Here is a 24,955-nt window from a genome sequence, read left to right as displayed (position 1 = left end):
AGAACTCCTCTTTCGTTGATCACAAGCGTACGTTGCAACGCCGTGCCGCCCACCCGGCTCGCTCGCCCGAAAGCCGGAGAGAGAATGAAGGAGTGAGCGACGCCGGCGAATTCGTGGACATGACACTCCGAAACGAGGGGGATGCGTACCGGGCGGCGGCGGAGAAGGACCGCCTGGGCAGTGACCTGCGGTTCTACGGTGCGACGGTCGGTGCGGTGCGGGGCACGATTCGCGATGTCGCCCGCCGGTATCCCGGTCTGACGCACGACGACATCACCGCGCTGAGTTCTGAACTGTGGGCGGTGCCGGTGTTCGAGCGCCGCCTCGCGGCAGTCGTGCTGCTGCAGTCGAACGTGCTCGTTCTGGACAACTCGGATCTGACCCGGATCGAGGGCTTCGTGCGCGGCGCACGTCTGCCTGCCCTGGTCGATCCGCTCGCCCGCGACGTGGTCGCTCCCCTGCTGGAAAGGCTCGACCAGTCCGGTCGCACCCGGGCGAACATCGTTCTCGAGCGCTGGGCCGGGGACAGCGACCGGTGTCTCCGCCGGGCCGCCCTGCTGGCGACGACCCTCCGGTAGAGCGGCCTCGGCAAGAGCGTCAGAGCTGCGGCAGCACCTGCTCGCGCACCTGCTTGCGCAGGATCTTGCCGAGCATCGAGCGCGGCATGTCCTGGATCTGTACGATCCGCCGTGGGATCTTGTACGCCGCGAGGTGCTCGCGGCAGTGCGCGCGCAGGGCCTCCTCGTCGAGCCGGGCGCCCGGTTTGAGTTCGACCGCGGCGACGACCAGTTCCCCGCCGCGTTCGAGTGCCTTGCCGAACACGGCCGCGTCGACGACATCCGCGTGCAGGCGGAGCACGGCCTCGACCTCGGAGGGCGAGACGTTGAAACCGCCGGTGATGACGAGTTCCTTGGCGCGGTCCACGATCGTGGTGAAGCCGTCTTCGTCGACGGTCACGATGTCCCCGGTGCGCAGCCAGCCGCCGGGCAGGAGCGTCTTCGCGGTTTCCTCCGGGTTGTTCCAATAGCCCTGGAAGACCTGCGGGCCGTTCAGGAGCAGCTCTCCCGGCTCGCCCTGCGGCACCTCCCGGGTGGGGTCGTCCAGGTCGACGACCTTCATCCGGGTGGACGGGAACGGCACGCCGATCGTGCCCGTGCGCCGGGTCGGGTGGAACGGGTTGCCCAGCGCGACCGGCGAGGATTCGGTCATGCCGTAGCCCTCCACGAGCAGGCCGCCCGACACCGATTCCCACAGTTCGACCACGTGGTCGGGCAGGTTCATCGCACCGGAAATGCAGTATTTGCAGGAACGGAGCGAGATTCCGCGCTCTTTCGCGACCACGGCGGTGCGCTCGTAGATGGGCGGCACCGCGCAGTAGACCGTCGCAGGCGACTTCTTCATGGCGTCGAGGATCAGGTTGGGGTCGAACTTGGGGAACAGCACCAGCAGGGCCTGCTTACGGATGCCGTAGGTCAGGTAGAGCGTCATGCCGAACGCGTGGAACATGGGCAGGATCGCGTAGAAGATCTCCTTGCGGTACTCGGCCCCCTGCATCCAGGCCTCGCCCTGCAGGGCGTTGGAGTACAAGTTGAAATGGGTCAGCATGGCGCCCTTGGGCTGGCCGGTCGTGCCGGAGGTGTACTGGATGGCCGCGAGATCGGTGACCGCGGGCCGGGGGTGCTCTGGATCGATCGGACCGTGGCTGAGCAGGTCTTTCCAGGGGATCGTTTTCGGGGCCGGCCCGGTCAGTGCCTCACGGGACTCGCGCAGGCTCTTCACCGGCAGGTGCAGGGCGAGGCGCTTGATCGCGGGGAACGCCTCGAGGAGGTTGACGGACACGATGTGGTCGATCTCGATGTCCGCGGGGAAGGTGCGAATGGATGCGACGGACTTGTCCCAGGCGATCACGATGCGGGCCTGGTGGTCCTCGAACTGGTGGCGCAGCTCCCGGGCGGTGTAGAGCGGGTTGTGCTCCACCACGACGGCGCCCAGGCGCAGCACCGCGTAGAAGGCGACAACGTGCTGGGGGCAGTTCGGCAGGAGCAGGGCCACACGGTCCTCCGCCCGCACTCCGAGGCCGCGCAGGCCCTCCGCCGCCCGGTCGATCTGGTCGCCGAGCTCGGTGTAGCTGGTGCGGCGGCCGAAGAACTCCAGCGCCGGATGGCTGCCGGCCTCGGCCACGGAACGCTCCAGCATGGCCACGAGCGACTCCTCGGGGAGGTCGATTTCGGCCGGGACGCCCGGCTGGTAATTCTTCACCCAGGACTGTTGTTCGATATTCGACATTCTCATATCCTCCCGCGATTCACCCCGCGGCTTGGACAGGGTAGACGAACAGGGCGCCCACGTCGACTACCGTTGTAATATGCACACCCCTGACACCAGCGAGGCAGAGACTGCCCGCGTAACGAAGACCTTCGCCGACCTTGGGCTCGGAGATTCAATGCTCAAGGCCCTCAAGGACGTCGGGTACGAGACTCCCTCCGCCATCCAGGCCGCCACCATCCCCCCGCTTCTCGCGGGGCGCGACGTGGTGGGCCTCGCCCAGACCGGAACCGGCAAGACGGCCGCGTTCGCCCTCCCGATCCTGTCGCGCCTCGACCTGGCGCAGAAGACCCCGCAGGCACTCGTGCTCTCCCCGACCCGTGAGCTCGCCCTGCAGGTCTGCGAGGCATTCGAGAAGTACGCCGCCCACATGCGGGGCGTGCACGTGCTCCCCGTCTACGGCGGCCAGGGCTACGGCGTGCAGCTCTCCGCGCTGCGCCGCGGGGTGCACATCGTCGTCGGCACGCCCGGCCGCATCATGGACCACCTCGAGAAGGGCACGCTCGACCTGTCGCAGCTGAAGTACCTGGTGCTCGACGAGGCCGACGAGATGCTGAAGATGGGCTTCGCCGAAGACGTCGAGACGATCCTGGCCGACACCCCGGAGGACAAGCAGGTCGCCCTGTTCTCGGCGACCATGCCCGCGCAGATCCGACGGATCTCGAAGAAGTACCTGAACGACCCCGAAGAGATCACGATCAAGAACAAGACCACGACCTCCGTGAACACGACCCAGCGCTATCTGATGGTGTCGTACCCGCAGAAGGTCGACGCGCTCACCCGCATCCTCGAGGTGGAGAACTTCGAGGGCATGATCGTGTTCACCCGTACCAAGAACGAGACGGAACTGCTCGCCGAGAAGCTCCGCGCACGTGGCTACTCGGCCGCGGCCATCAACGGCGACGTCGCCCAGGTGCAGCGTGAGCGCACGGTCAACCAGCTCAAGTCCGGCAAGCTCGACATCCTGGTCGCAACGGATGTCGCCGCCCGCGGCCTCGACGTGGATCGAATCAGCCACGTCGTCAACTACGACATCCCGATCGACACCGAGTCGTACGTGCACCGCATCGGCCGCACCGGCCGTGCGGGCCGCAGCGGCGCCGCGATCAGCTTCGTCACGCCCCGCGAGCGCCACCTGCTCAACGCGATCGAGAGGGCGACCCGCCAGCCGCTGACGCAGATGCAGCTGCCGAGCTTCGAAGACGTGAACGTCACCCGTCTGGCCCGCTTCGACGATGCGATCACCGAGGCTCTCAGCCAGTCCGACCGGATCAGCGCCTTCCGCGACATCATCGGCCACTACGTCGCACACCACGACGTGCCCGAGGCCGACGTGGCCGCGGCCCTCGCCGTCGTCGCCCAGGGCGAGACGCCCCTGCTGCTCACCCAGGCGGATGCCCGCGCCCAGCGGCCCGAGCGTGCCGACCGCGGCGACCGCGCCGAGCGCGCCCGCGCCGATGCCGGTCGCGGTGACCGCCGTGACGACCGCGGCGAACGCGGCGAACGCGGCGAACGCGTGGAGCGCGTGGAACGACGCCCCCGCGACAGCAACCGGTCGATGGCCTCGTACCGGATCGAGGTCGGCAAGCGCCACAAGGTGGAGCCCCGGCAGATCGTCGGAGCGCTCGCCAACGAGGGTGGCCTGAGCCGCGAGGACTTCGGTCACATCCAGATCAACCCCGAGTATTCGCTCGTCGAACTGCCCGCCGACCTTCCCAGCGACGTTCTGGCCCGCTTGGACAACACCCGCATCAGCGGCAAGCTGATCGAGATCCGCGCCGACGGCGGCCCGGTGCGCCGTGAGGACCGGGCCGAACGCCCGCCGCGCCGGCCTCGCGACTAGTCGCGACGCTGATAACGACGTGAGGGGCTCGGAGTAGCCGGCTCAGCCCGCGAGGCCGCTGTTGGCCACTTCGAACTCCTCCACGTCGATGATCTGCATGGCCTGCTCCGCGCTGCTGTCGGCGCGGACGGCACTCGCTGCCTCCCGGCTCGCCGCGAGGGCATACGTCGTCTCCCACAGGGTGATCGACAGGGCCTTGCCCTCCTCCAGGCTGGTTAGAAAGTAGACCCCGCGGCATCCGGGGATTGCCAGCACCCGCGCAACGGTCTCCTCGGTGTGGTCCACGACGGTTTCCGGCCCTGTCCGATAGGTGCTGACTCGAGCGAACATGACTTCTCTCCTTCTGGCGACGGCTTCTCACGAGTACTGACACCAGTAAGGACCGAAGGTCGTCCTCGCACAATGCGGCTATGACACAACCCGGATTCGAGGAACACTGGGCGTAGGCCCGAGGGCAGGACGCATTCTCGGATCTCACGGCGGGAGATGAGCATGCGATCTGTGGTGAAGGGTGGTGCGCTGGTCGTCGCGGCAACGACGTTCCTGACCGGGTGCACGGCGCAGGCAGCCACGGATGCGCCGGACGGCCTGACCTGGGCCGAGCGCTGGTCCGAGACCTGGAACGGCTTCTTCGACAGTTGGCTGGCACCGCTCGCGTCGCCGGGGTGGGCAATGCTCATGCTGGCCGCGCTTGCCCTCGTCCTCGCCCGGCTGCTCGCGTTCATCCCGATCATGTGGAGGGGCAGGACCAGCCAGACAACCGTGAATCGATTCAAAGGGTGGGGACTCGCACTGATCCTGACCGGAGCCGTGGCGGTGGTCTCGTGGGCGGGCGGCGCCGGGGCCCGCTGGCTGTTGGCCGCTGCCGGGACCCTTGCGGTCGTCGCCGGCACGGCCGCCTTCTCCCGCGGGCTGGCCACCGACCGCCGGATCTCCGTTCAGGTCCGCGACGACACCGGCAAACCCGTCGAGTCGCGCACGAGGAATGTCATGGTCCTGTTGACCGGGCTCGGCGGGAGCAAACCCGAAGGATTGCACTTCGCGATCGGGAGCGACGTCGAGGTCCTCTCCGATGCGTCGCTCTCGGGCGTGCTGCCGGGCAAGGTGCTGGCCGTGCTGCAGGCCGTTTCGACCTTCGTCTTCGGCACCGCTCCCTGGCGTCTGTGGGTGGATGCCACGAGCCAGGACAATCTCGCCGTGAGCCTGACCCGCCACGGCCGGCAGGTTGACGCCACGGCCATCAACCGTGACGAGCTGAGATTGACCGAGGTCGATGGGGGCGGCGACGTCGACCTGGACAAGTTCGTGGCGGCATTCGCGCTGACGGCCCTCACCGAGGGCTACACGGATCTTGAGGGGCTCGCCGGCGCATCATCCTGGCGTGCGCTCGGACTGCACTACGTCGCGTCCACCGATTTCTACGACGACGACCGTGCCGCGAGTGCTCTCCGGCTCCTGAGCAGCGCCGTCAACCTCGACCCGAACAGCCACGCCGCGAGGCTCCTGCTTCAGTTCAGACAGCACCGCTCCGCAACGGAGTTCGAGGAGCTCCGGCGCTACGCCGACTGGCTCAGCAATGAAGCGGACCATCTGGAGGCGAAGCACCAGCCCGCGCACAGGTCGCCGTGGTGGTCGCGGACCCCCGCATTCCCCGTTCCCACCGAGACGGATCCCGTGGCCGCGGATTTTGCGATGCACTACCGACGGGTGCTCCTGAACTATGTGATCACCGTGGAGAACCTCGCGTCGATCCCGGATCAAGGGTCCGACCCGAGTACCACTCCGCAGGTGAGCCACGCGAGGGAGCGGGCTCTGCAACTGGTGCGCCTGATCGATGGCAGCAGAGGCGCGGAGGGCAGTCGGGGGCCAGAACTCACCCTGCTGGAACAGAACATGCGACTGGTGGCCGCCACCGGCTACGTCGCCCTGGGCGGGTCACAGGACCTCGCCGAGATCAATGGCCGGATCAAGGAAGCCGGCATGTCTGCCTCGCCCTGGGTGCGCTACGACCTGGCGTGCATGCTCTACGCCCAAAGCCGGGAGCAGACGAACGAGAAATGGAAGGAAGAGTTGCGGAATCTCGCCCTCGAGCACCTCGAGTACGCGATGATCGCCGAGCGACCGCGCAACTTCGTCTGGAAGGACCCGATGCTGGTCGAGCTGCACCCCGATCCCCGGTTCCAGAAGCTGGCGCGCATACCCCGCACCGACTTCTGGGATCTGGACCCGCTCGCGCCCTACCGGGAGAAGTTCGCCGACCTCGGCATCAGCAGCCCGCTTCATCTGTCGACTTTCGTGGGAACCAGGGCGGAGCTCAGCGACCATCTCGGGGCCAGCCGGCTGCACACGGCGCTTCTGCTGGACATCTCCGAACTCGCGAACCGCACGGAAACCCTCTCGCTCCTGCCGTGGGCGGGGCCTCTGCACAGCACGTACAAAGTGGAACTCGTATCCGCACTCCTCAAGGAGGGCATTGTCAGCGCCGCGGAACTCGGAAAGCTGGGCGAGCAGGAGCGGGACCTGCTGATCGCGAAGGTATTCCGCTCACTGGACCAGGGGTTCCCCTACGAGACGTTCGACTTCCTGATTGTCGCCGCCTGGGTGGATTCCCTGGTGCCGTGAGCCGGTGCCGTGACCCGGTGCCACTAGGCGGACTGGGTTCGCGTCGTCAGTGAGGCAATCACGCCGCCGTCGACGAGCAGGTCGGTTCCGGTGATGAAGGTGGAGTCCGGACCGGTCAGGAAGGCGACGGCCGCGGCAATGTCAGCCGGCGTTCCGATCCGGCCGGTCGCGCTGCCCGCGATCATGCCCCGCATCTGTTCACCATTGGGACCCGCGAGCTCCTGGGCGCCCATGGGTGTCGAGATGATCCCCGGGCTGATCGAGTTCACGCGGGCACCCCGCTCGCCCCAGGCCACCGACGCCGCGCACACCCGCACCGCGTTCGCCCGCTTCGAGAGGGAGTACGCGGCACCGGAGTCGGTGATCCCGCTCACTTCCAGCTCGGCCAGCCGGAGCAACTCTGCCGTGGGCGTCATCGCCAGCTTCACCTCCAGCTCCGGGGTGAGCCGGGCCAGATGGCCCGCCATCGAGGCGATGAAGACCCCGGAACCACCGGGCGCGATCACCGCGCCGAAGGCGTCCAGGACGAGGGCGGTGCCGAGCAGGTCCACCGTCAGGATCGCGTCGACGGAGGCCTGAACGGGTGAGAGTCCGGCGGTGTGGATGACGGTGCTCACCGGGCCCAGGGCCGCGGCATCCGTCGCCAGCCTGTGCACCGACTTCGCCTGCGCGACGTCGACGAGGTGTACCACGACGTCGAAGCCCTCGCCGCGAAGTCTGTCGGCCGCCGCCTGCAGCGCGACCTCGTCGAAGTCGGCAAGCACAACCGTGGCACCGAGACCCGTGCGGCGAACCGCCGCCAGCCCCATCCCGCCGGTGCCGATACAGACAACGATTCGCTTCTGAACGCTCATGGGAACCGGACCTCCAGGGCCTCATCATCACGGGACGCACCGTCCCGTGCCTCTTCGCGTCCACCGTGGTCCAGGTCCAGCGGGAAATCAACTCCGGGAAGCCAGTCCAGGCCCTCACGTTTGCGCCGATGAGTGCGAGTATTGCGGATTCCACCGAATCCCCTCAAGCTCTGGGCATGGCCCTCCACCTCGACCGACAGGCAGAAATCGTTCGGATTCTCTCCCGCAACGGCTTTCACCTGCTCGCCGCGCGGTCGGGGCTGGCCCGGCGGATCCTGAAACCGGGATTCCTCGACGCTTTCACGCCGGACGGACCGCCCCACGACGAAGCCTTCGAATCACCGGAGATCATCCGTCGTACCCTGCAGGAACTCGGCCCGACCTTCATCAAGCTCGGCCAGATCCTGTCGACCCGGCCAGACCTCGTGCACCCGGACCTCGCGACCCAGCTGGCGAAGCTTCAGGACCAGGACCCGCCGATGCCGATAGACCAGACCCGGCGCCTCATCGCCCGGGAGCTGGGCACCCCGATCGACGAGGCGTTCTTGTCCTTCGACGAGGAGGTCGTCGGAAGCGGGTCCCTCGCCCAGGCCCACGGCGCGGTGCTGCCCGACGGGTCACGGGTGGTCGTGAAAATCCAGCGCGAGGGGATCGTCCACACGATCAACGCCGACCTGGAGATCCTGCAGAACGTCGTGCGCGAGCTGGCGAGACAGTCGCCGTCCATCAATGAACTCGGGGTGGCGGGTTTCTTCGAGGAGTTCAGCCGGCAGCTGAGGGGGGAGCTCGATTTCGAAGCCGAGGGACGCAACGCCGAGCGAATCCAGGCGAACTTCGCGCAGAGCCCCGGGCTGCACATTCCGCGCATCGACTGGTCGCGCACCACCACCCGGATGCTCACCGAGGAGCGCCTGTCGGGCGTCAAGATCACCGATGTGGACGCGCTGGACCTGCTCGGCGTCGATCGCAGCGCGCTGGCCGATCGGGCCACGACGGTGATCCTCGACATGGTGCTGCGCGACGGGTTCTTCCACGCCGATCCCCATCCCGGCAACATGCTCGTTCAGCCGGACGGGGTGATCGGTCTGCTCGACTACGGCATGGTGGGGTCGCTGACCGACAACATCCGTAATCAATTGATCGACGTTGTGATCGCGCTGTCCCTGCAGCATTCCGACCGGCTCGCCGCGATGCTGCTCCGGCTGGCCCCGCCGCGAGGCCGCATCGATCGCACGGATTTCGCCGAGGCGCTGGCGCGGATCATCGACCGGTACACCGGGCTGACGCTCAAGGAACTGCCCGCGGGCGAGCTGATCACGGCAGTCATGGACCTGATGCGCCGGTACCACCTGCAGGTTCCGCCCGCGGTGGCGATGGTGTCGAAGATGCTCGTGATGTGCGAGGGCACGGGACTGGTGCTCGACCCGGAGTTCAGCATCAGCACCGCACTCAAGCCCTACGCACTCGACCTCCTGCAGCGCAGACTGCAGCCGTCGTACCTCGGGGGGAGGCTCCTGACCGGCTTTCTGGACGTGGCCGACCTGGGGCTCCCCCTGCCCGCACGCCTGACCCGGATCCTGGACCGCTACGAGCAGGAGGGCATGGGCATCAGCATCGACCCGGAACAGGCCGAACCCTACGTGCGCCGGGTGGAAGACATCAGCGAGCGCCTGGTGGCCGGGATGCTGCTGGCGTCGCTGATCAATGCGATCGGCGTGCTGGGCTCCACCGACAATCGATGGCTGTCCCGGGTTCGCGGCCCGCTGCTGGTGATCGGCTCGGTTGCGGCAGCGGGCCTGGTGGCATTCATCGCCATCAACACCAGGCTGGCCCTGGTGCGGCTGGAGCGGATAAGGTGACACCGCGTGTTTGTTCCGCCCCCGGGCAGACCCCGTACAGGTCTCCGTCACCTGCCGGAAACCTGGGCGGACTTGTCTGATCTGCGGGTCGGGCACCAGCCCCCCCCCCCCTGAGGAGGACACGATGAAGTTCACGAAAATCGGTGTGACCACGGCGGTGGGCCTGGGACTGGGTCTGGCCGTGCTCACCACAGCCTCGCTTCCCGCGACGGCGACGCCGGACTCGGGCACCGCCGGAGTCGCAGCCAACTCCGCGTTCGGCGTCCAGAACAATGTGCTCGCTGCCGGCCTCGAGCAGAGCCCCGTTGCCTACGGCCAGCTTCCACTGGCAAACCCGCACGGCGGAGTGTCCCACTACGGGTACAACACGGCCAACGGCGGACCGCTGACTCAGGACGCGAAAGAGGCGTTCAAGACCGAGCCGGACAAGAACGTCTACCTCGTCTTCGGCGCAAAGCACTACCTGTTCCAGGGCCACGAAGGCGGACCGCAGGGCTACGTCACCCGCATCGATCTCGACGAAAAGGACCTGACCAAGAGGGTCACCCTGATCGCGGACACCCGTTCGGACGGGGCCGCCGTTCCCACCTTCGACGGCATCACCTGGGATCCGTTCACACACCAGCTCCTCTTGGCCGCCGAAGCCACGGCGCCCAAGGGCGGCGTCTTCGGCATCACCCTCGATGACAAGGGCGACCCGGTCGACGGCAAGATCGTGCCGCTCCCGGCGCTCGGCTCCGGCGGCTATGAGGGCATTCAGAACGACTCCGCCGGCAACGTGTGGCTGGTTGAGGACATCGGCGGCGCCAAGAAGGCCGGCGGCAAGGTCCCCAACAGCTACGTCTACCGCTTCACCCCGACGAAGGCGGGCGACCTGTCCACCGGCACCCTGCAGGCCCTGCAGGTGAACCGTGCCGACGGCTCCCCCGTCACGGCCAAGCAGCTCGCGGACAACCCGTCCGACCAGTTCGTCACCGACCTGCACAGCTACGGTGCGTCATTCAACACGACGTGGGTCACGATCACCACCGGGGCCAACAACAGCGCGACCGCTGCCGCCGCGGCCGCCGGCGCCACCCCGTTCAAACGTCCCGAGAACGGCGTCTTCCGCCCCGGAACGAATTTCGGCGAGTTCTACTTCACCGAGACCGGCGACACCGACAAGGGCAGCACCCTCCCGGGCGCCTTCGGCGGCGTGTTCCGCCTGAGCCAGTCGTCTCCGACGGCGCAGACCGGCAAGCTGTCCCCCGCGTTCCTCGGCGACCTGGAGCACACGGGCCTGGACAACATCCAGTTCGCGAGCAAGGACAAGCTGATGGTGGTCGAGGATGCCGGCGACTCCCTGCACGCCCAGCGCGACGCCCTCGACTCCGGCTACCTTCTGGACCTCGCCGGGAAGGGCAAGAAGGCTCCGGAGGCCTTGCGCTGGCTGGCCGAGGGCCGCGACGCCTCCGCGACCTACGACCACAACACCAGCCCCGGCTACAACGACGGCGACAACGAGATCACGGGCATCCACGTTTCCAACGGTGACCCGACGGCCGCCGGAATCCTCGGCGCCCAGACCCCGCAGATGATGGGCGGCGACTGGCGCACGTTCTGGACCCAGCAGCACGGCGACAACGTGACGTGGGAGCTGCACACCGCGGCCGCCGCGGACTCGCACGGCGACGACCGGCACGACGGCAAGAACGACCGGGACTAGCCCGCAACCCGTTCCGCACCACGAGAGATGCCCCGGTTGCCGCCAGCAACCGGGGCATCTCTCGTGTGTGAGAGCGAACCCGCGGTTCGTGGCGCACCCTGTGACCGGCGGCGCATGGTCTAACGGGCGCCCGCGTCCCCAGGGTGGGCCGCGAGTGGGAGCCTGCCGAGGACTGCGGCACGATCAGGCACCCGCTCAGGCGCTGACGTCCTCGGCGAGCAGCGTATCGATCTGCCCCAGTGCCTGCCGCATGCCCTCTTCCATGCCCATCTCGGTCATCTTCTGCAGCTGGTCCAGGCTCTCGAACGTGGACACCATGGTCATTCGGGTGCGCCCTCCGGCTTCGTCCAGGGTCACCACCGCCCGCACCGAGCCCATCTGGGCGACCGGATCGCCGTTCTCGTCGGCGAACCCGTCCTCGAACTCCAACCGGTGCGGCGGCTCAATCAGCGTGGTCACCCACCAGCCGGCCCCCTTCTCGCCCTCCGGGCCGGTCATGAAGTAATTCGACCGGCCGCCGGGCACGAAGTCGTGCCGCTCGAAGGTGGCCGGCCAGGTCGGCGGGCCCCACCACCGCTCGAGCTGGCGAGGGTCCTGCCAGAGGCGCCACACCCGCTGCACGCTCGCGTCGAAATCGGCCACGAATGTGAGGGTGAGCGCCTCGGTGTCGGTTTGTGAACTAACGACGGTCATGATTTCTCTCCTTCTCGATCCTGTTCATTTCCTGGTTCATTGGGGTCTTCCCGCAGGATGTCGCTAATGCTCTGGGCGCGAAACCGCCACACTTCCTCGTAGTGCTCGAGCAGGCGGGCCGCCCGGCGCACGGTCTCGAGGTTTCCGTGCACGATCTGCTCCCTTCCCCGGCGTTCCTTGACGACGAGGGACGCGCGTTCCAGCACCGCCACGTGCTTCTGCACCGCGGCGAAGCTCATGGCGTAGCTCGCGGCGAGCGCCGTCACCGACTGCTCGCGCTGCGCGACGCGCACCACGATGTCCCGGCGGGTCGCATCGGCGAGCGCCTGGAAGATGCGATCCACTTCGTCGTCCTGCATGTTTTGTGCAACCATTTGGTTGTACTTTAGACCTCCTGGGCACCGAGGCGCAAGCATTATTTCCGATCCATAGATACCCCACGGGTATAGGGGTGGTGTCGACGCAACAGCACCGTTACTGAAAATGTGGGGTCTGAAATGGCACATGTCGTCGTCCTGGGAGCCGGGGTATCCGGCCACACCGCAGCGCTCTATCTGAAGAAGCGTCTCGGCAAGCGCCACGAGGTCGTCGTGGTGTCGCCCAATTCGAAGTGGAACTGGATCCCCTCCAACATCTGGGTCGGGGTCGGCAGGATGAGCCCGTCCAGGGTCGTCTTCCCGCTGGCCCCGATCTACCGGCGCAAGGGCATCGGCTTCCGGCAGGCGAAGGCGGTGACGCTCTACCCGGAGGGCGATGCGGAAAGCCCCCGCGGCGCCGTCGACGTGGTCTACACCGACCCCGCGCGCGTGGGCCGGACGGAGCGCATCCGTTATGACTACCTGGTGAACGCCACCGGGCCGAAACTCAATTTCGAGGCCACGCCCGGTCTGGGCCCGGATGCCGGGAACACCGTGTCGGTGTGCACTCCGAGCCATGCGGTGGATGCCGCCGCCCGGCTCGCGGAGGTCATCGCCACACTCAGGGCGGGCACCCCTCAGACGCTCGTCGTGGGCGTCGGACACGGTACCTGCACCTGCGAGGGCGCCGCCTTCGAGTACGCCTTCAACGTGGAGCAGGAGCTGCGGAACGCCGGGGTTCGCGACCTGGCCCAGGTGATCTACCTCACCAACGAGCACGAACTCGGCGACGTCGGCGTGGGCGGCATGACCTTCTCCACTGGGGGCCGGCGCGTCACCAGCGAGGCGTGGATGGAGTCGCTCTTCCGGGAACGCACGATGAAGGCGATCACCCAGGCCGCCGTCACCGGGATCGAGCCGGGACTGATCCACTACACCCAGATCGACGGATCAGAGAACACTCAGTCGTTCGATTTTGCGATGCTCCTGCCCCCGTTCCGCGGGGTCGAGCTAACGGCCTTCGACCGAGACGGCGTCGAGATCACCGACAAGGTCTTCGCCCCCAGCGGGTTCATGCGCGTCGACGCGAACTACGAGGCCAAGCCCTACGAGCAGTGGACGGCGCAGGACTGGCCGAGAACCTACCAGACGCCCTCGTACCGGAACGTGTTCGGCGTCGGGATCGCCTTCGCCCCGCCGCATGCCATCTCCCGCCCCTACGCCACACCGGGCGACGTCGCCATCGCGCCTTCTCCCCCGCGCACCGGCATGCCGTCGGGCGCGATGGGCAAGATCGTCGCCCTGACGATCGCGGACATGATCCTCACCGGAGCGACGGAGCCCACCCACCACGGGTCAATGGGAGAGATGGCGGCTGCCTGCATCGCCTCCACCGGCACCGGGATCCTCTCCGGCACCGCGGCGGCCATGTCGATGTCCCCGATCGTGCCCGACCACGCCCGCCACCCGAACACGGGCGGACGGGATCCGAAGGAGACAACCGGCGACATCGGTCTCGCCGCCCACTGGGTCAAGCGAGTGCTGCACACCATGTTCATCTACAAGGCCAAGGCGTACCCGCTCTGGTATCTGATCCCCGAAATAACCGAGACCCGGCTCCAGGAGAACCCCATGGACAACGCACAGCATCGAATCGACACCGCCCCGCTGCCCGACGCGAGGGAGTTGCGTCGGCGCAGCAACCTCTTCGTTCAGTTCGTCCGGTTCCTCAGGCTGAACTTCACGATGTTCATGCCGGCCAAGCGGCATCACTAGTCGAGTGAGTCGTCACGGACGTGGCCGATGAGGATGCGCGGAGGACGTTCTGAGGCGTGACGCCTCAGAGAACGTCCGTCCCTGACGAATTCGACGGAGATTTTGCCCGGATCGGCCCAGAACACTCCAAAAAGGGGGTTTTAGGCGAAAATCTCCGTCGAATTGGTTCGCGAGGGGGGTGGGAGCGGGGTGGTCAGGTCGGCGGGCGCAGCCAGCGGAGGTTCTCGGCGTCGCCGAGCAGTTCCAGCCGGCGCCACAACACGCTTCCGGGCACGGCCTGGCTGGCGTGAGCCTGGATCGCGGCGTGCTGCCTCTCCCGGTCGACGCTGATCCGCAGATCGATCTCGGCGTCGGGGTGCCCCGTGAAGGCGGCTCCGTATTCCCGGTTCAGGTCCAGCGCCACGCTGCCCGGAAGGGTCCAGCCCAGGACCGGGAGGTTCAGGGTCTCTGCCGCGGCCAGGGCGACGGCCGTGGCCGCAACGTGGTCGGGGTGACCGGTCACGCCGGAGTCGTCGAAGACCAGAAGCCCGTCGGGACGCGCGGATTCGGCCGCGGCGACCACCTCCGCCGCCAGAGTGTCCAGATTCACGGCGTCGAGCGCACCGTCCGCGTAGTCGCGGAGCGTGGTCCGCTGCACGCCCAGGGCCGACGCCGCGGCATCCAGCTCGGCCTTGCGCACCTGGGCGAGGTCCCCGGGGACTCCGTGCAGCGTGGACGCCTCCCCCTGGGTGAAGCAGAGCAGGTCGACTCCGGCTCCGGCACCGGAGAAGGCGTTGAGGATCGCGCCCAGCCCGAATGACTCGTCATCGGGGTGCGCGACGACCACGAGCACGGAGGACCAGGTGGGGAGAGAGCTGGCAGTGGGATGCGGCATGGTCTCGACAGTACCGCCCACCCTGGCCCAGTGCGTGAGCCAGTGCGTGAGCCAGTGCGTGAGTCAGTGCGTGAGGGGCACGACCGTCGGGAAGCCCAGGGCCGCCCACTCGAGCATGCCGCCGGCCATCGTATACGCGTCGAACCCCACCTGGGACAGCTGATCGGCCGCGCTGGCACTCCGGCGGCCGCTGCGGCAGACCACGATGACCGGCCGGGCCCTGTCCAACTCGCCGTGGCGTTCGGGAACGGTACTGAGCGGGATGTGGATGGCGCCGTCGATCATGCCGTCGGCGAGCTCCGCCGTTTCCCGAACGTCGACGATCTGGGCGTCGGCGAGTGGGGTGTCGGCCAGCCGGGCGAAGACCTGCTGCGGGGTGATTTCCATCATGGGTGCCTTTCGGGTGAAGGGGCGGAGCGGAATCTCCACCACAGGGTCGCGGAGAGCCAGGCCAGCGCGAAGGCGCCGATCAGGATCACGCCGAAGAATTCAAGGTCGACCGCCGCGAACAGGTCCGCGGTTCCGCCGCCGATTCCGAGGTCCGCGAGCATGGACATCAGGCCCATCCCGCCGACGAAAAAGGCGACGAACACGGACACGCCGGTCACGATCAGGTTGTAGTACACCTTCCGCAGCGGGTCGACGGATGCCCACTGGTAGACGTGGTTCATCAGGATTCCGTCCGCGCTGTCGAACAGGGTCATCCCGGCCATGAACACGACCGGGAGGACCACGGCCGCATACCAGGGCAGCTCCGGCGTGAGGGCGCCGGCGAAGACGAACAGGCTGACGGATGCCGCCGTGTCCAGGCCGAGGCCGAAAAGCACCCCGATCGGGAACATCTTCCAGGGGGCATCCACGAGCCGTGACATCGGTCGGAGCAGCCGGTTGACCAGGCCGCGGTTGTCCAGGTGCCTGTCGAGTTCGCTCGGCACGAACCGCCCGGCGCGGATGTCCCGCAGCACCTGTCGCAGACCTTTCAGGGAAGACAGGTTGAGGGCCCCCATCAGGATGAGGAACCCGCCGGAGACGGCGGCGCCCCACACGCCGGTGACCTGGCGGAGCGCGGAACCCTCGTCCGCGAGGCTGCCGGCGAAGGCGTTGATGCCGACGACCAGCAGCACCACGGAGACCAGGACGACGGTGGAGTGCCCCAGCGCGAACCAGAACCCCACCGAGACGGGACGGCGCCCGGCGGCGACCAGCCGGCGGGTGGTGTTGTCGATCGCGACGATGTGGTCGGCGTCGAAGGCGTGCCGAACCCCCAGCAGGTAGGCGCTGACCGCCAGCCCGAGCAGGACGGCGGTGTTGCCGCCGGACCGCGCCAGGTGCGGCAGCACCAACAGGAACAGGGTGCCCCAGCCGATGACGTGGAGGGCCAGAACGGCCGCCCCCATGCCGAGGAGGCTTCGCTTCTCGGCCGGGAGGGCGGCCGTTCGGAGCACCGTCACGGGATCAGGCGGCCTGCGCGGCCATCGTGACTCCGGCAGCCTCGGCGTCGCCGAAGTTCGCGTCGACGTGGACGACGTCCCGTCCGGCGCGCTGCAACAGGCTGGCAGCGACGCCAGCCCGGTAGCCGGAACCGCAGTGCACCCAGACCTTGCCCGCGGGGATCTCGTCCATCCGGGACAGGATCTCGTGCAGGGGAACATTAACGGCGCCGAGCAGGTGGGACGCGGCGAACTCGTCGATTCGACGCGTGTCCAGGAGCACGTCTTCGGCCGCACGGCCCTGCAGCATCCCGTCCCAGCCCACGCGGTCGTAGGAGGCGAGCGGGGCGTCCGGGGCCAGGGCGTGCGGGTCGGTGCCGATGGCGGCATCCGGGGAATCGATGCCGATCCTGGACAGGTCACGGATCGCGTCTTCGACGTCGGCGTGGGCGCCGACGAGGGTGAGCTGCTCGTTCCAGGGCAGAACCCAGCCGAGATAGGTGGTGAAGTTGGATCCGTTGCCGTATTCGAAGCTCACGGCGCCCTGCAGGTGGTTGCTGGAGAACGCGACCCGGTTGCGCAGGTCGATCACCCATTCCCCGTCGGCGAGCCGGCGGGTGAGTTCGGCGGCGTCCAGGGACTCGGGCACCTGCAGGTTCGCCGGGCCCGGACCCTGGGTGTTGGCGGGCGCCATGTGCGCGTAGTACGACGGGTAGGCGGTGAGGTTGGCGATGAGGTCGCGCACGAAGTGCTCCTCATCGGCATCGGTCAGGGCGTGGTTGGCCGTGAGCTGTTCTCCGATGGTGGAGGAGCCTGCGCCGGTCGCCGGGCCGCTGGAGCAGAACGAGCCGAACCCGTGGGTCGGGAAGAGGGCGGCGTCATGCTCGGCCTCGTGCACGAGCTTGCGCACCGAGGCGTACTGGTCGTGGGTGAGTCCGACCGTGTCGGTGGCCGCGACCAGGTCGGTGCGCCCGACGGATCCGAACAGCAGGCTGCCGCCGGAGAACACGGCCTCGGTGGTGCCGTCGCTGACGATGTAGGAGACGTGCGTGTGGGTGTGACCCGGGGTGGCGACAACGGTGACCGTCAGGTTTCCGACCGCGATGACCTGGCCGTCCGTCACGGGCTCCCGCTCGAACTTCACCGGGTCGGCGGCGTTGACCAGGTACTTCGCATCGTGCGAGCGAGCCAGCTCGAAACCCCCGGTCACGTAGTCGTTGTGCAAGTGAGTCTCGGCGACGTGGGTGATGCTGACTCCGGCTTCACGGGCCGCGTTCTCCACGCGGTCGGTGTCCCGCTGGGGGTCGATGACCAGCGCGACAGCGCCGTCATGGACCAGATAGCTGCGGTCCCCCAACTGCGGGGTTTCGATAACGATGACGTCCATGGTTCGAAGTCCTCCAGGTCTGAATGCGGATCGGGTTTCAGGCCAACATACCCCCCGGGGTATCTGGAAGCAAGTCCTTGCACAAAATACCCCAGGGGGTATATTCTGGATGCATGGCAACCATTGACATCACCGAGAAGACGTTCGACGAGACCATCACGACCAACAGCATTGTGCTGGTGGATTTCTGGGCCGGCTGGTGCGGCCCGTGCCGCATGTTCGCGCCCACCTTCACCGCGGCATCCGAGAAGCACCCGGACATCGCCTTCGCCAAGGTCGACACCGAGGCAGAGCAGAGCCTGGCCGCCGCCGCCGGCATCCGCTCGATTCCAACCCTGATGGCCTTCCGTGACAAGGTGCTCGTGTTCTCCCAGCCCGGCGCGCTGAATGCGTCTTCCCTGGACGAGCTCATCGCGGGTGTGCGGAACCTGGACATGGACGAGGTGCGCACCACCATCGCCGCCCAGCAGGCCGCCGCCCAGGCCCAACCGGCCTCCGCCTAACCGGCAGTCTCGGCAGCCGACCGCCGTGAGCGCCCGCAATACCCCCGCGACGGAACGAGTACCGATGCTGGGAACAGTCGCGCTCGGCCTGCGGCAGAACCTGCCCCAATTCATGCTGCTGGTGGCCGTCAACGCCCTCGTCGGCGGCACCCTCGGCCAGGAACGCACGGTCCTGCCGCTCCTGGCGGACCAGGTCTTCCACCTCGACCGCTACACGAGCGCGCTGACCTACATCGTCGCGTTCGGCCTGGCCAAGGCCGGCACCAACTACTTCGCCGGCACCCTCTCCGACCGGTTCGGGCGCAAGCCCGTGCTCGTCGCCGGCTGGTTGATTGCGCTGCCCGTGCCGTTGCTGCTGATCTTCGGCCCGACCTGGGGCTGGATCGTGGCCGCCAACGTCATCCTCGGCATCAGCCAGGGACTGACCTGGTCCACCACGGTGATGATGAAGATGGACCTCGTCGGCCCGAACCGGCGAGGCCTGGCCATGGGGTTCAACGAGGCGGCCGGCTACCTGGGCCTGGCCAGCACGGCCCTGGCCACCGGGTACATCGCCGCCGAGTACGGGCTGCGTCCCGGCCCCTTCCTGCTCGGCGCCGTCTACATCGCCCTGGGCACCGGGCTCTCGGTGGTCTTCGTGCGCGAAACACACCAGCACGCGAAAGCGGAGGCGGCCGGCCATGTGTCCGTGCACGCCCATGCCGGCGGCGACCTGAGCAACCGGCAGGTGTTCACCCTCACCAGTTTCCGGGACCGGTCGCTGTCCTCGGTCAGCCAGGCCGGCCTGGTCAACAATCTCAACGACGGCCTGGCCTGGGGGTTGTTCCCGATCCTGTTCGCCGCAGGCGGCCTGAGCATCGCGCGCATCGGCATCCTGGCGGCCGTCTACCCGGCCGTCTGGGGAGCCGGCCAGCTCATCACCGGCGGCCTGTCCGACCGGATCGGCCGCAAGTGGTTGATCGTCGGCGGGATGATCGTGCAGGCACTCGCCCTCGGCCTGGTCGCCGGCGGCCACAGCTTCGAGATCTGGCTGGTCGCCGCCGTGCTGCTCGGCGCCGGAACGGCCATGGTCTACCCGACCCTGCTGGCCGCGATCGGGGACGTCGCCCACCCGGAGTGGCGAGCCCGATCCGTGGGCATCTACCGCCTGTGGCGTGACGGCGGATTCGCCGTGGGCGCGCTGCTCTCCGGCCTGCTGGCCGACGCCTTCGGAATCCCCGCCGCGGTCGCCGTCGTCGCGGTCCTCACCGCCGCCTCTGGGCTGATCGTCGCCGTCCGAATGCGCGGCAGCGACCACGTCCCACGGACCGCCTGAATAGGTGACCGTATACCCCATGGGGTATCTTGGTTTTAACGAGTTCAACGAACAGGAGAAACATATGTGCCGAGCGGTTACGTGCAAGAAGTGCGGGAAAACGACATGGGCGGGGTGCGGTCAGCACGTCGACCAGGTGATGCGCGGCGTCCCCGGCGCCGAGCGGTGCCGCGGACACGAGAATGACGCCCCGACCAAGGGCTTCTTCGCCCGGCTGTTCTCCGGCAGCTGATCAGTTCAAAGAAAGACAGAAGTCGCCCCTGAGTATCCTCAGGGGCGATTTTTTTGATTGCCCTGTCGCCGACCCCGGGCAACACTGGGGAACGCGGTCTGTTGCTCTTCACTTCCGACAAGGAGGCCGGTTATGGGCAAGAAGAAGAAGAAAAATTCCGACCGCAGGACGGGGCGAAGCTCCGCCGCAAGCAGTACGAGGCAGAACTGGCCCCGCTGCAGGGCGAGTTGGTCGCCATGCAGGAGTGGGTGAAATCCACCGGGGCCAAGATCTGCATCGTCTTCGAGGGACGCGACACGGCCGGCAAGGGCGGCACGATCAAGCGCATCGTCGAGCGGGTCAGCCCCCGGGTGTTCCGGGTGGTGGCGCTCCCCACCCCGACCGAGCGGGAAAAGTCCCAGATGCACATCCAGCGCTACATGGAGCACTTCCCGGCCGCGGGCGAGGTGGTCATCTTCGACCGCAGCTGGTACAACCGCGCGGGCGTCGAGCCCGTGATGGGCTTCTGCACGCCGGAACAGACCGAGCATTTCCTGAGCATGACGCCGCTGGTCGAGAAGGCGATGGAAGACTCCGGGATCATCCTGCTCACGTACTGGCTGGAGGTCAGCGCGGACGAGCAGACCCGGCGACTCGAGAGCCGCATCAACGATCCCCGCAAGACCTGGAAACTCTCGCCGATGGACCTCAAGTCCTACGGCCGCTGGTACGACTACTCGCGCGCCAGGGACGCCATGTTCGAGGCGACCGACACCGCCTGGGCGCCCTGGTACGTCGCACACACCGACGACAAGAAGCGCGGCCGGCCCAATATTATCAGCCACCTGCTCAGCCAGGTGCCGTACGAACCGTTCCCCGGGCTCGACGTCGAGCTGCCGAAACGGCAGAAGGCCGGCCACTACCGCGAACCGACACTGATGATGCGGCAGATCCCAACCCCGTACTGAGCGATGCCCCGCGTTGGACAGCGGTGCCCGAAGAAGTCACTGCTGGGAGAAAACACGGGGGAACAGGTGATCAGGAGAAGCTCATGAAGCACAGTTACGAAGTCCCCGCAGGGCCCGCGGCTGCCGCCTCGGCGGCGAGCTGGTACGCACTCACACCCGAGGAGGTGGCGAGCCGGCTGGGGGTGGACCCGGCCACGGGGCTGAGCGCCGACACGGCCCGGCAGCGGATGCAGGAGAAGGGCCCGAACGCGCTGGTCGCCGCCAAGCCGGAGCCGGTCTGGAAGCGGTTCTTCAAGCACTATCGCGACTACATGCAGATCGTGCTCGTCGCCGCCGTGCTGGTCAGCCTGCTGATCAATGAGTACGGGACCGCTGTGGGGCTGGCCGTGCTGACGCTGTTCAACGCCTGGCTGGGATACCACCAGGAGGGCAAGGCTGAAGCGGCCGCGGCCTCCCTGGGGAAGATGATGAAGTCGGTGGCCAAGGTGCGCCGCGACGGCGACATCGCCGAGATCCCCGCCGACCAGATCGTGCCGGGCGACATCGTGGTCGTCGATGCGGGCGACCGCGTGCCCGCCGACGGCCGCGTGATCCTGGCGGCGACCCTGCAGGTGGAGGAAGGCGCCCTGACCGGCGAGAGCGTGGCGGTCGAGAAGAACACCGAGGCCATCGGGCGTTCCGACGTGCCGCTCGGCGACCGCCTCAACATGGCGTTCATGAACACCAACGTGACCCGCGGCCACGGTGAAATCCTCGTCACCACGACGGGCATGGGCTCAGAGGTCGGCCACATCGCCAACATGCTGGCCAGCCAGAAGGTGGAGAAGAGCCCGCTCACCAGGCAGGTGGACCGGCTCACCATCTTCATCATCATCGCGGCACTCTTCGCCTTCGTGGCGATCGTGGTGATGGGCCTGATCCAGGGCGAATCCTTCACGGTGCTCTTCGGCATCGGCGTGGCCCTGGCCGTCGGCTCCATCCCCGACGCGCTGCCTGCCGTCGTGACGACGATCCTGTCCGTGGGCTCGGTCAACATGGCCCGGAAGAACGCCATCATGAAGGTCCTGCCCGCGGCCCCGACGCTGGGCTCCACGTCGGCCATCAACTCCGACAAGGCCGGAACCCTGACACTGAACCAGATGACGGCGCGAGAGATCACAACCGTGCAGCACCACTACACCGTGAGTGGGGAGGGCTACAGCTTCGACGGTCAGGTGCAGCGCACGACCGGCGACGCCGAGCGCAACCTGGACTACGTGATGTTCTCGTGCGCACTGTGCAACGACTCCGACATCTAGGACGGCCAGGTGGTCGGTGACCCCACCGAGGGTGCCCTGTACGTGCTCGCCCAGAAGGGCGGCATGGACGTGCGGGAGTTCCGCCGGAGTCATCCGCGCGTGGCGTCGGTGCCGTTCGACTCCGACTACAAGTTCATGGCCACCTTCCACCTGATGACCGGGGCCGACGGCCGGCCGGTGATCCGGGCCTATGTGAAGGGCGCCCCCGACGTGCTCCTCTCCCGGTCTTCGTCGGGACGGATGCCGGGCGGCCGAGCGGAACCCCTCAGCGCGGAGACGCGCAAGAAGGTGCTGGCCGAGAACGACCGGATCGCGGCCAGGGTCGACGGGTGCTCGCCCTGGCCCAGCGCGAGTTCGACCCGTCGACGTTCGACCCGGCCGGCGGCCTGATGGCGTTGATGCAGGATCTGGAACTGTCGGCGCTGATCGGCGAGGTCGACCCGCCGCGCGCCGAGGCGGTGGCCGCGATCGCCACGGCGAAGCGGGCCGGCATCCGGGTGCGGATGATCACCGGCGACCAAGCCGTCACCGCGGCCGCGATTGCGGCGGAGCTGGGCATCGAGGGCCGCGCGGTGACCGGTGCGGAGTTCGCAGCCATGAGCGACGCGGAGGCCGACAGCCAGGTGGACGAGATCGGCGTGATCGCCCGGGTAGCCCCGGAGCACAAGGTCAGGCTCGTGCAGGTGCTCAAACGCAAGGGCCACATCGTCGCGATGACCGGCGACGGCGTGAACGACGCGCCGGCCATCGCTGCGACCGACATCGGGATCGCGATGGGCATCACGGGCACCGACGTCGCCAAGCAAGCGGCCAAGATGATCCTGGCCGACGACAACTTCGCCACCATCGTGGCCGCGGTCGAGCAGGGCCGGCTGGTCTATGACAACCTGCAGAAGTTCATTCGCGTCCAGGTTGCCAACCTGTTCATGTTCATCCTGGCGTTCCTCGGCTCGTCGGCCTTCGCCATCGCGGGGACGGCGCTGCTCGACCCGGCCCAGGTGCTCTGGATCCACATGGCGATCGTCGCACCCATCGGCGCCGTGATGGGCCTGGACCTGTCGACGCCGGGCATCATGGACCGAAGGCCCCGGCCGTTCAACGAACCGATCATCGTGCGCGCGATGATGATCCGGCTGCTCCTGGTGGGGCTGTTCATGGCCGCCGCGACGCTGGTCCTCGTGCAGATCGGCAAGACCAGCTATGACTCGCTCGAGGTCGAACAGACCATGGCCATCGTCGGCCTCGGGTTGATGAACATCAGCGTCGCGCTCAACCTGCGCTACCCCACCGAGAGCGCCTTCGGGCCGTCCACGTTGTCCAACTCGAGACTGCTCTGGGCCTTCGCCCGGGCCGTCATCGGCTCGATGCTGATCACGCAGATCCGGCTGCTGCAGGACGTGTTCGGCACCGTTCCCCTCACCGGCGCCCAGTGGGCGATCTGCCTGGTGCCGGCCGTGGCACTGCTGCTGCTCGGCGAGCTGGGCAAGTTCTTCATCCGGGCCCGGACCCGGACCCGATACGCCGAGCCGGCCACGGCCCAGGTGGCTCTGCCCGTGGCCGCCGACCGGGTGGACTTGTAGTCAGAACAGACCGCGGCGTTCAGGGGCGCGGAGGCCGCGCCCCGGTCGTGTCGGCGGGATCGCGCTGTCGTCGGCTGGCGAACAGAATCGGGATCCCGATGAGTTCCACGAGGCCGCCGATCACCAGCGAGGTCCCGTATCCCCAGAGGTCGGCGGAGCGACCGAGGCCCGGCTGGATGAATACCCCACCGAAGCTTCCGAACAGCGAGTCGAAGGACAGCACGGTCGCGCGCTGCTTCGACGGGATCATGTCGTTGAGGTAACCCTGCCGCACCGGTGCGGCGACGGCGACCACGAACCCCCAGACCGCCAGGAATACGACCGCGAGGGAGAACAGACTGTTCAGGCCGAGCACGACGAGCGCGGCGACGCTGGTGAGGGAAGCCCCGATCACCATGGTGGTGCGCCGGGCGAACAGGCCGCGGATCCGGGGCGCAAGAATGCCGCCGGCCACCTGCGCCACGGAGAGGATCGCAGCGGCCAGCCCGGCGATGGAATACGCCGACGGGTCGCCGTAGAGGTCGAGCAGGTAGGGCTGCAGCGCATAGAAGGCATAGATCCCGACTCCGGAGGCGAACGGCGCGGACAGAATCACGTAGCGCACGGAGCGCTTCCCGAGCCCGTGCTCGATCGACTGGGTCAGCACGTTCCGGGTCGCCTTGAGCGGACCCGTCCCGCGATCAGGGGTGAAACCGAGGTCCTTCATCACGACGGACGCGAACAGGAACATCAGGATCAGCACCCCGGCGCGCAGCAGGAACGGAACCCCGAGATCGGTCGCCTGCGCGATCACGCCGCCGAGCACCGAGCCGGCGAACATCGCGATGCCCGTCACTGCGAGCCCGCGGCCGAACACGGCCTCCCAGCTGCCGGTGTACCCGGTCCACGTCAGCGCGTCGAACAGCCAGGCGTCCACCGCGCCGGAAAAGAAGGTGAAGCCGAGCCCCAGCAACACGGACACGACCGCCCACCAGACGAACGAAGCATGCCAGAGCCACAGCATCCAGTACAGCCCGGTGGTGACGGACAGGGTGACCGTCCCGAGCAGATAGGAGACCTTCCTCCCCGCCGTATCGGCGACCACCCCGGTCGGGATCTCGAAAATCACCATGCCCACGGTGAAGAACGCGTTCGCGGCGAAGGCTTCGAAGTTCGACAGCCCCGCGTCGAGCAGGAACAGGGTGTTGATGCCCCAGATGAACGACGCCGCCAGCGTGTTGCCGAGCAGCAGGACCAGGTAGATTCGCTGCACCCGCAGCGCCGCGGGGTTCACACCCCACGACCCATCGGCACGCTCCAGCCCGTCACACCTGCAATCATCGACCCGGTCGGCGTGGATGGCTACGCCTCGGAAGC

The 24,955-nt window shown here is 67.7% G+C and carries 22 protein-coding genes; 12 read left to right on the top strand and 10 right to left on the bottom strand.

Annotated elements, in window-relative coordinates; all coding sequences use genetic code 11:
- Positions 1-92 precede the first annotated feature (92 nt).
- Positions 93-578, top strand: coding sequence for a DNA alkylation repair protein (locus tag E3T42_RS01485; protein ID WP_134366321.1), 486 nt, complete (start codon positions 93-95; stop codon positions 576-578).
- A gap of 19 nt (positions 579-597) precedes the next feature.
- Here E3T42_RS01485 and E3T42_RS01480 read toward each other — a convergent pair whose 3' ends face one another.
- Positions 598-2,286 carry a long-chain-fatty-acid--CoA ligase gene (locus E3T42_RS01480; protein ID WP_134366322.1) on the bottom strand — a complete coding sequence of 563 codons (1,689 nt, stop codon included), beginning with the start codon at positions 2,284-2,286 and terminating at the stop codon, positions 598-600.
- A 79-nt stretch (positions 2,287-2,365) separates the two neighbouring features.
- Between E3T42_RS01480 and E3T42_RS01475 the strand changes: the two genes are divergently transcribed.
- Positions 2,366-4,168 (top strand): DEAD/DEAH box helicase, encoded by a 1,803-nt coding sequence (locus E3T42_RS01475; protein WP_134402337.1) that lies wholly within the window; start codon positions 2,366-2,368, stop codon positions 4,166-4,168.
- 42 nt (positions 4,169-4,210) lie between these two features.
- On the opposite strand, the gene E3T42_RS01470 is transcribed toward E3T42_RS01475, so the two are convergent.
- Positions 4,211-4,498, bottom strand: a complete 288-nt coding sequence (locus E3T42_RS01470) for a hypothetical protein (RefSeq protein WP_134368002.1) — start codon at positions 4,496-4,498, stop codon at positions 4,211-4,213.
- A 156-nt stretch (positions 4,499-4,654) separates the two neighbouring features.
- Between E3T42_RS01470 and E3T42_RS01465 the strand changes: the two genes are divergently transcribed.
- Positions 4,655-6,790: a hypothetical protein gene (locus tag E3T42_RS01465; protein ID WP_134368003.1), complete on the top strand. Its 2,136-nt coding sequence runs from the start codon at positions 4,655-4,657 to the stop codon at positions 6,788-6,790.
- A 23-nt stretch (positions 6,791-6,813) separates the two neighbouring features.
- Here E3T42_RS01465 and E3T42_RS01460 read toward each other — a convergent pair whose 3' ends face one another.
- Positions 6,814-7,644, bottom strand: a complete 831-nt coding sequence (locus E3T42_RS01460; protein WP_134368004.1) for an SDR family oxidoreductase — start codon at positions 7,642-7,644, stop codon at positions 6,814-6,816.
- A gap of 176 nt (positions 7,645-7,820) precedes the next feature.
- Here E3T42_RS01460 and E3T42_RS01455 point away from each other — a divergent pair, with 176 nt between their 5' ends.
- Together E3T42_RS01455 and E3T42_RS01450 are read left to right on the top strand one after the other, a co-directional pair.
- Entirely contained in the window at positions 7,821-9,503 is a 1,683-nt protein-coding gene (locus E3T42_RS01455; RefSeq protein ID WP_166789155.1) for an AarF/ABC1/UbiB kinase family protein, read from the top strand.
- A gap of 124 nt (positions 9,504-9,627) precedes the next feature.
- Entirely contained in the window at positions 9,628-11,208 is a 1,581-nt protein-coding gene (locus tag E3T42_RS01450) for an alkaline phosphatase PhoX (RefSeq protein ID WP_134402335.1), read from the top strand.
- A 195-nt stretch (positions 11,209-11,403) separates the two neighbouring features.
- Here E3T42_RS01450 and E3T42_RS01445 read toward each other — a convergent pair whose 3' ends face one another.
- Both E3T42_RS01445 and E3T42_RS01440 read right to left on the bottom strand, forming a co-directional pair.
- The gene (locus E3T42_RS01445) at positions 11,404-11,901 is read right to left on the bottom strand and encodes an SRPBCC domain-containing protein (protein WP_134368007.1); all 498 of its coding nucleotides are present in this window, start codon (positions 11,899-11,901) and stop codon (positions 11,404-11,406) included.
- Complete coding sequence (locus tag E3T42_RS01440; RefSeq protein WP_134368008.1) at positions 11,898-12,275, bottom strand: helix-turn-helix transcriptional regulator; 378 nt, start codon at positions 12,273-12,275, stop codon at positions 11,898-11,900. The genes E3T42_RS01445 and E3T42_RS01440 overlap by 4 nt, the downstream gene beginning before the upstream one ends.
- 123 nt (positions 12,276-12,398) lie before the next feature.
- Between E3T42_RS01440 and E3T42_RS01435 the strand changes: the two genes are divergently transcribed.
- Complete coding sequence (locus tag E3T42_RS01435) at positions 12,399-14,033, top strand: NAD(P)/FAD-dependent oxidoreductase (protein WP_134368009.1); 1,635 nt, start codon at positions 12,399-12,401, stop codon at positions 14,031-14,033.
- A 193-nt stretch (positions 14,034-14,226) separates the two neighbouring features.
- Here the strand turns inward: E3T42_RS01435 and E3T42_RS01430 are convergent, their stop codons facing one another.
- The 4 genes from E3T42_RS01430 to E3T42_RS01415 all read right to left on the bottom strand — a co-directional run bounded on the left by E3T42_RS01430 (position 14,227) and on the right by E3T42_RS01415 (position 17,724).
- Positions 14,227-14,907 (bottom strand): PIG-L deacetylase family protein, encoded by a 681-nt coding sequence (locus tag E3T42_RS01430; RefSeq protein ID WP_134368010.1) that lies wholly within the window; start codon positions 14,905-14,907, stop codon positions 14,227-14,229.
- Positions 14,908-14,970: 63 nt separating this feature from the next.
- Positions 14,971-15,294: a rhodanese-like domain-containing protein gene (locus E3T42_RS01425; protein ID WP_134368011.1), complete on the bottom strand. Its 324-nt coding sequence runs from the start codon at positions 15,292-15,294 to the stop codon at positions 14,971-14,973.
- Positions 15,294-16,358: a HoxN/HupN/NixA family nickel/cobalt transporter gene (locus E3T42_RS01420; protein ID WP_198416051.1), complete on the bottom strand. Its 1,065-nt coding sequence runs from the start codon at positions 16,356-16,358 to the stop codon at positions 15,294-15,296. Before E3T42_RS01420 ends, E3T42_RS01425 begins: the two co-directional genes overlap by 1 nt.
- Before the next feature lie 4 nt (positions 16,359-16,362).
- Positions 16,363-17,724 carry a rhodanese-like domain-containing protein gene (locus tag E3T42_RS01415; RefSeq protein WP_134368012.1) on the bottom strand — a complete coding sequence of 454 codons (1,362 nt, stop codon included), beginning with the start codon at positions 17,722-17,724 and terminating at the stop codon, positions 16,363-16,365.
- Positions 17,725-17,837: 113 nt separating this feature from the next.
- Here E3T42_RS01415 and trxA point away from each other — a divergent pair, with 113 nt between their 5' ends.
- The 6 genes from trxA to E3T42_RS17135 all read left to right on the top strand — a co-directional run bounded on the left by trxA (position 17,838) and on the right by E3T42_RS17135 (position 23,599).
- Positions 17,838-18,227: a thioredoxin gene (gene trxA / locus E3T42_RS01410; protein WP_134368013.1), complete on the top strand. Its 390-nt coding sequence runs from the start codon at positions 17,838-17,840 to the stop codon at positions 18,225-18,227.
- A 64-nt stretch (positions 18,228-18,291) separates the two neighbouring features.
- Entirely contained in the window at positions 18,292-19,542 is a 1,251-nt protein-coding gene (locus E3T42_RS01405) for an MFS transporter (protein ID WP_166787161.1), read from the top strand.
- 333 nt (positions 19,543-19,875) lie between these two features.
- Complete coding sequence (gene ppk2, locus E3T42_RS01395) at positions 19,876-20,721, top strand: polyphosphate kinase 2 (protein ID WP_198416052.1); 846 nt, start codon at positions 19,876-19,878, stop codon at positions 20,719-20,721.
- 83 nt (positions 20,722-20,804) lie between these two features.
- A complete protein-coding gene (locus E3T42_RS17145) occupies positions 20,805-22,019 on the top strand; it encodes an HAD-IC family P-type ATPase (RefSeq protein WP_241975754.1) in 1,215 nt (404 codons plus the stop codon).
- A gap of 9 nt (positions 22,020-22,028) precedes the next feature.
- Positions 22,029-22,409, top strand: coding sequence for a hypothetical protein (locus E3T42_RS17140; RefSeq protein ID WP_241975753.1), 381 nt, complete (start codon positions 22,029-22,031; stop codon positions 22,407-22,409).
- The gene (locus E3T42_RS17135) at positions 22,349-23,599 is read left to right on the top strand and encodes an HAD-IC family P-type ATPase (RefSeq protein ID WP_241975752.1); all 1,251 of its coding nucleotides are present in this window, start codon (positions 22,349-22,351) and stop codon (positions 23,597-23,599) included. The genes E3T42_RS17140 and E3T42_RS17135 overlap by 61 nt, the downstream gene beginning before the upstream one ends.
- A 19-nt stretch (positions 23,600-23,618) precedes the next feature.
- Here E3T42_RS17135 and E3T42_RS01385 read toward each other — a convergent pair whose 3' ends face one another.
- Complete coding sequence (locus tag E3T42_RS01385; protein ID WP_134368015.1) at positions 23,619-24,872, bottom strand: MFS transporter; 1,254 nt, start codon at positions 24,870-24,872, stop codon at positions 23,619-23,621.
- Positions 24,873-24,955: the final 83 nt, after the last annotated feature.

Source organism: Cryobacterium sp. TMT4-10, assembly GCF_004403275.1.
GTDB lineage: Bacteria > Actinomycetota > Actinomycetes > Actinomycetales > Microbacteriaceae > Cryobacterium > Cryobacterium shii.
This window is presented reverse-complemented; position numbering and strand designations above follow the sequence as displayed.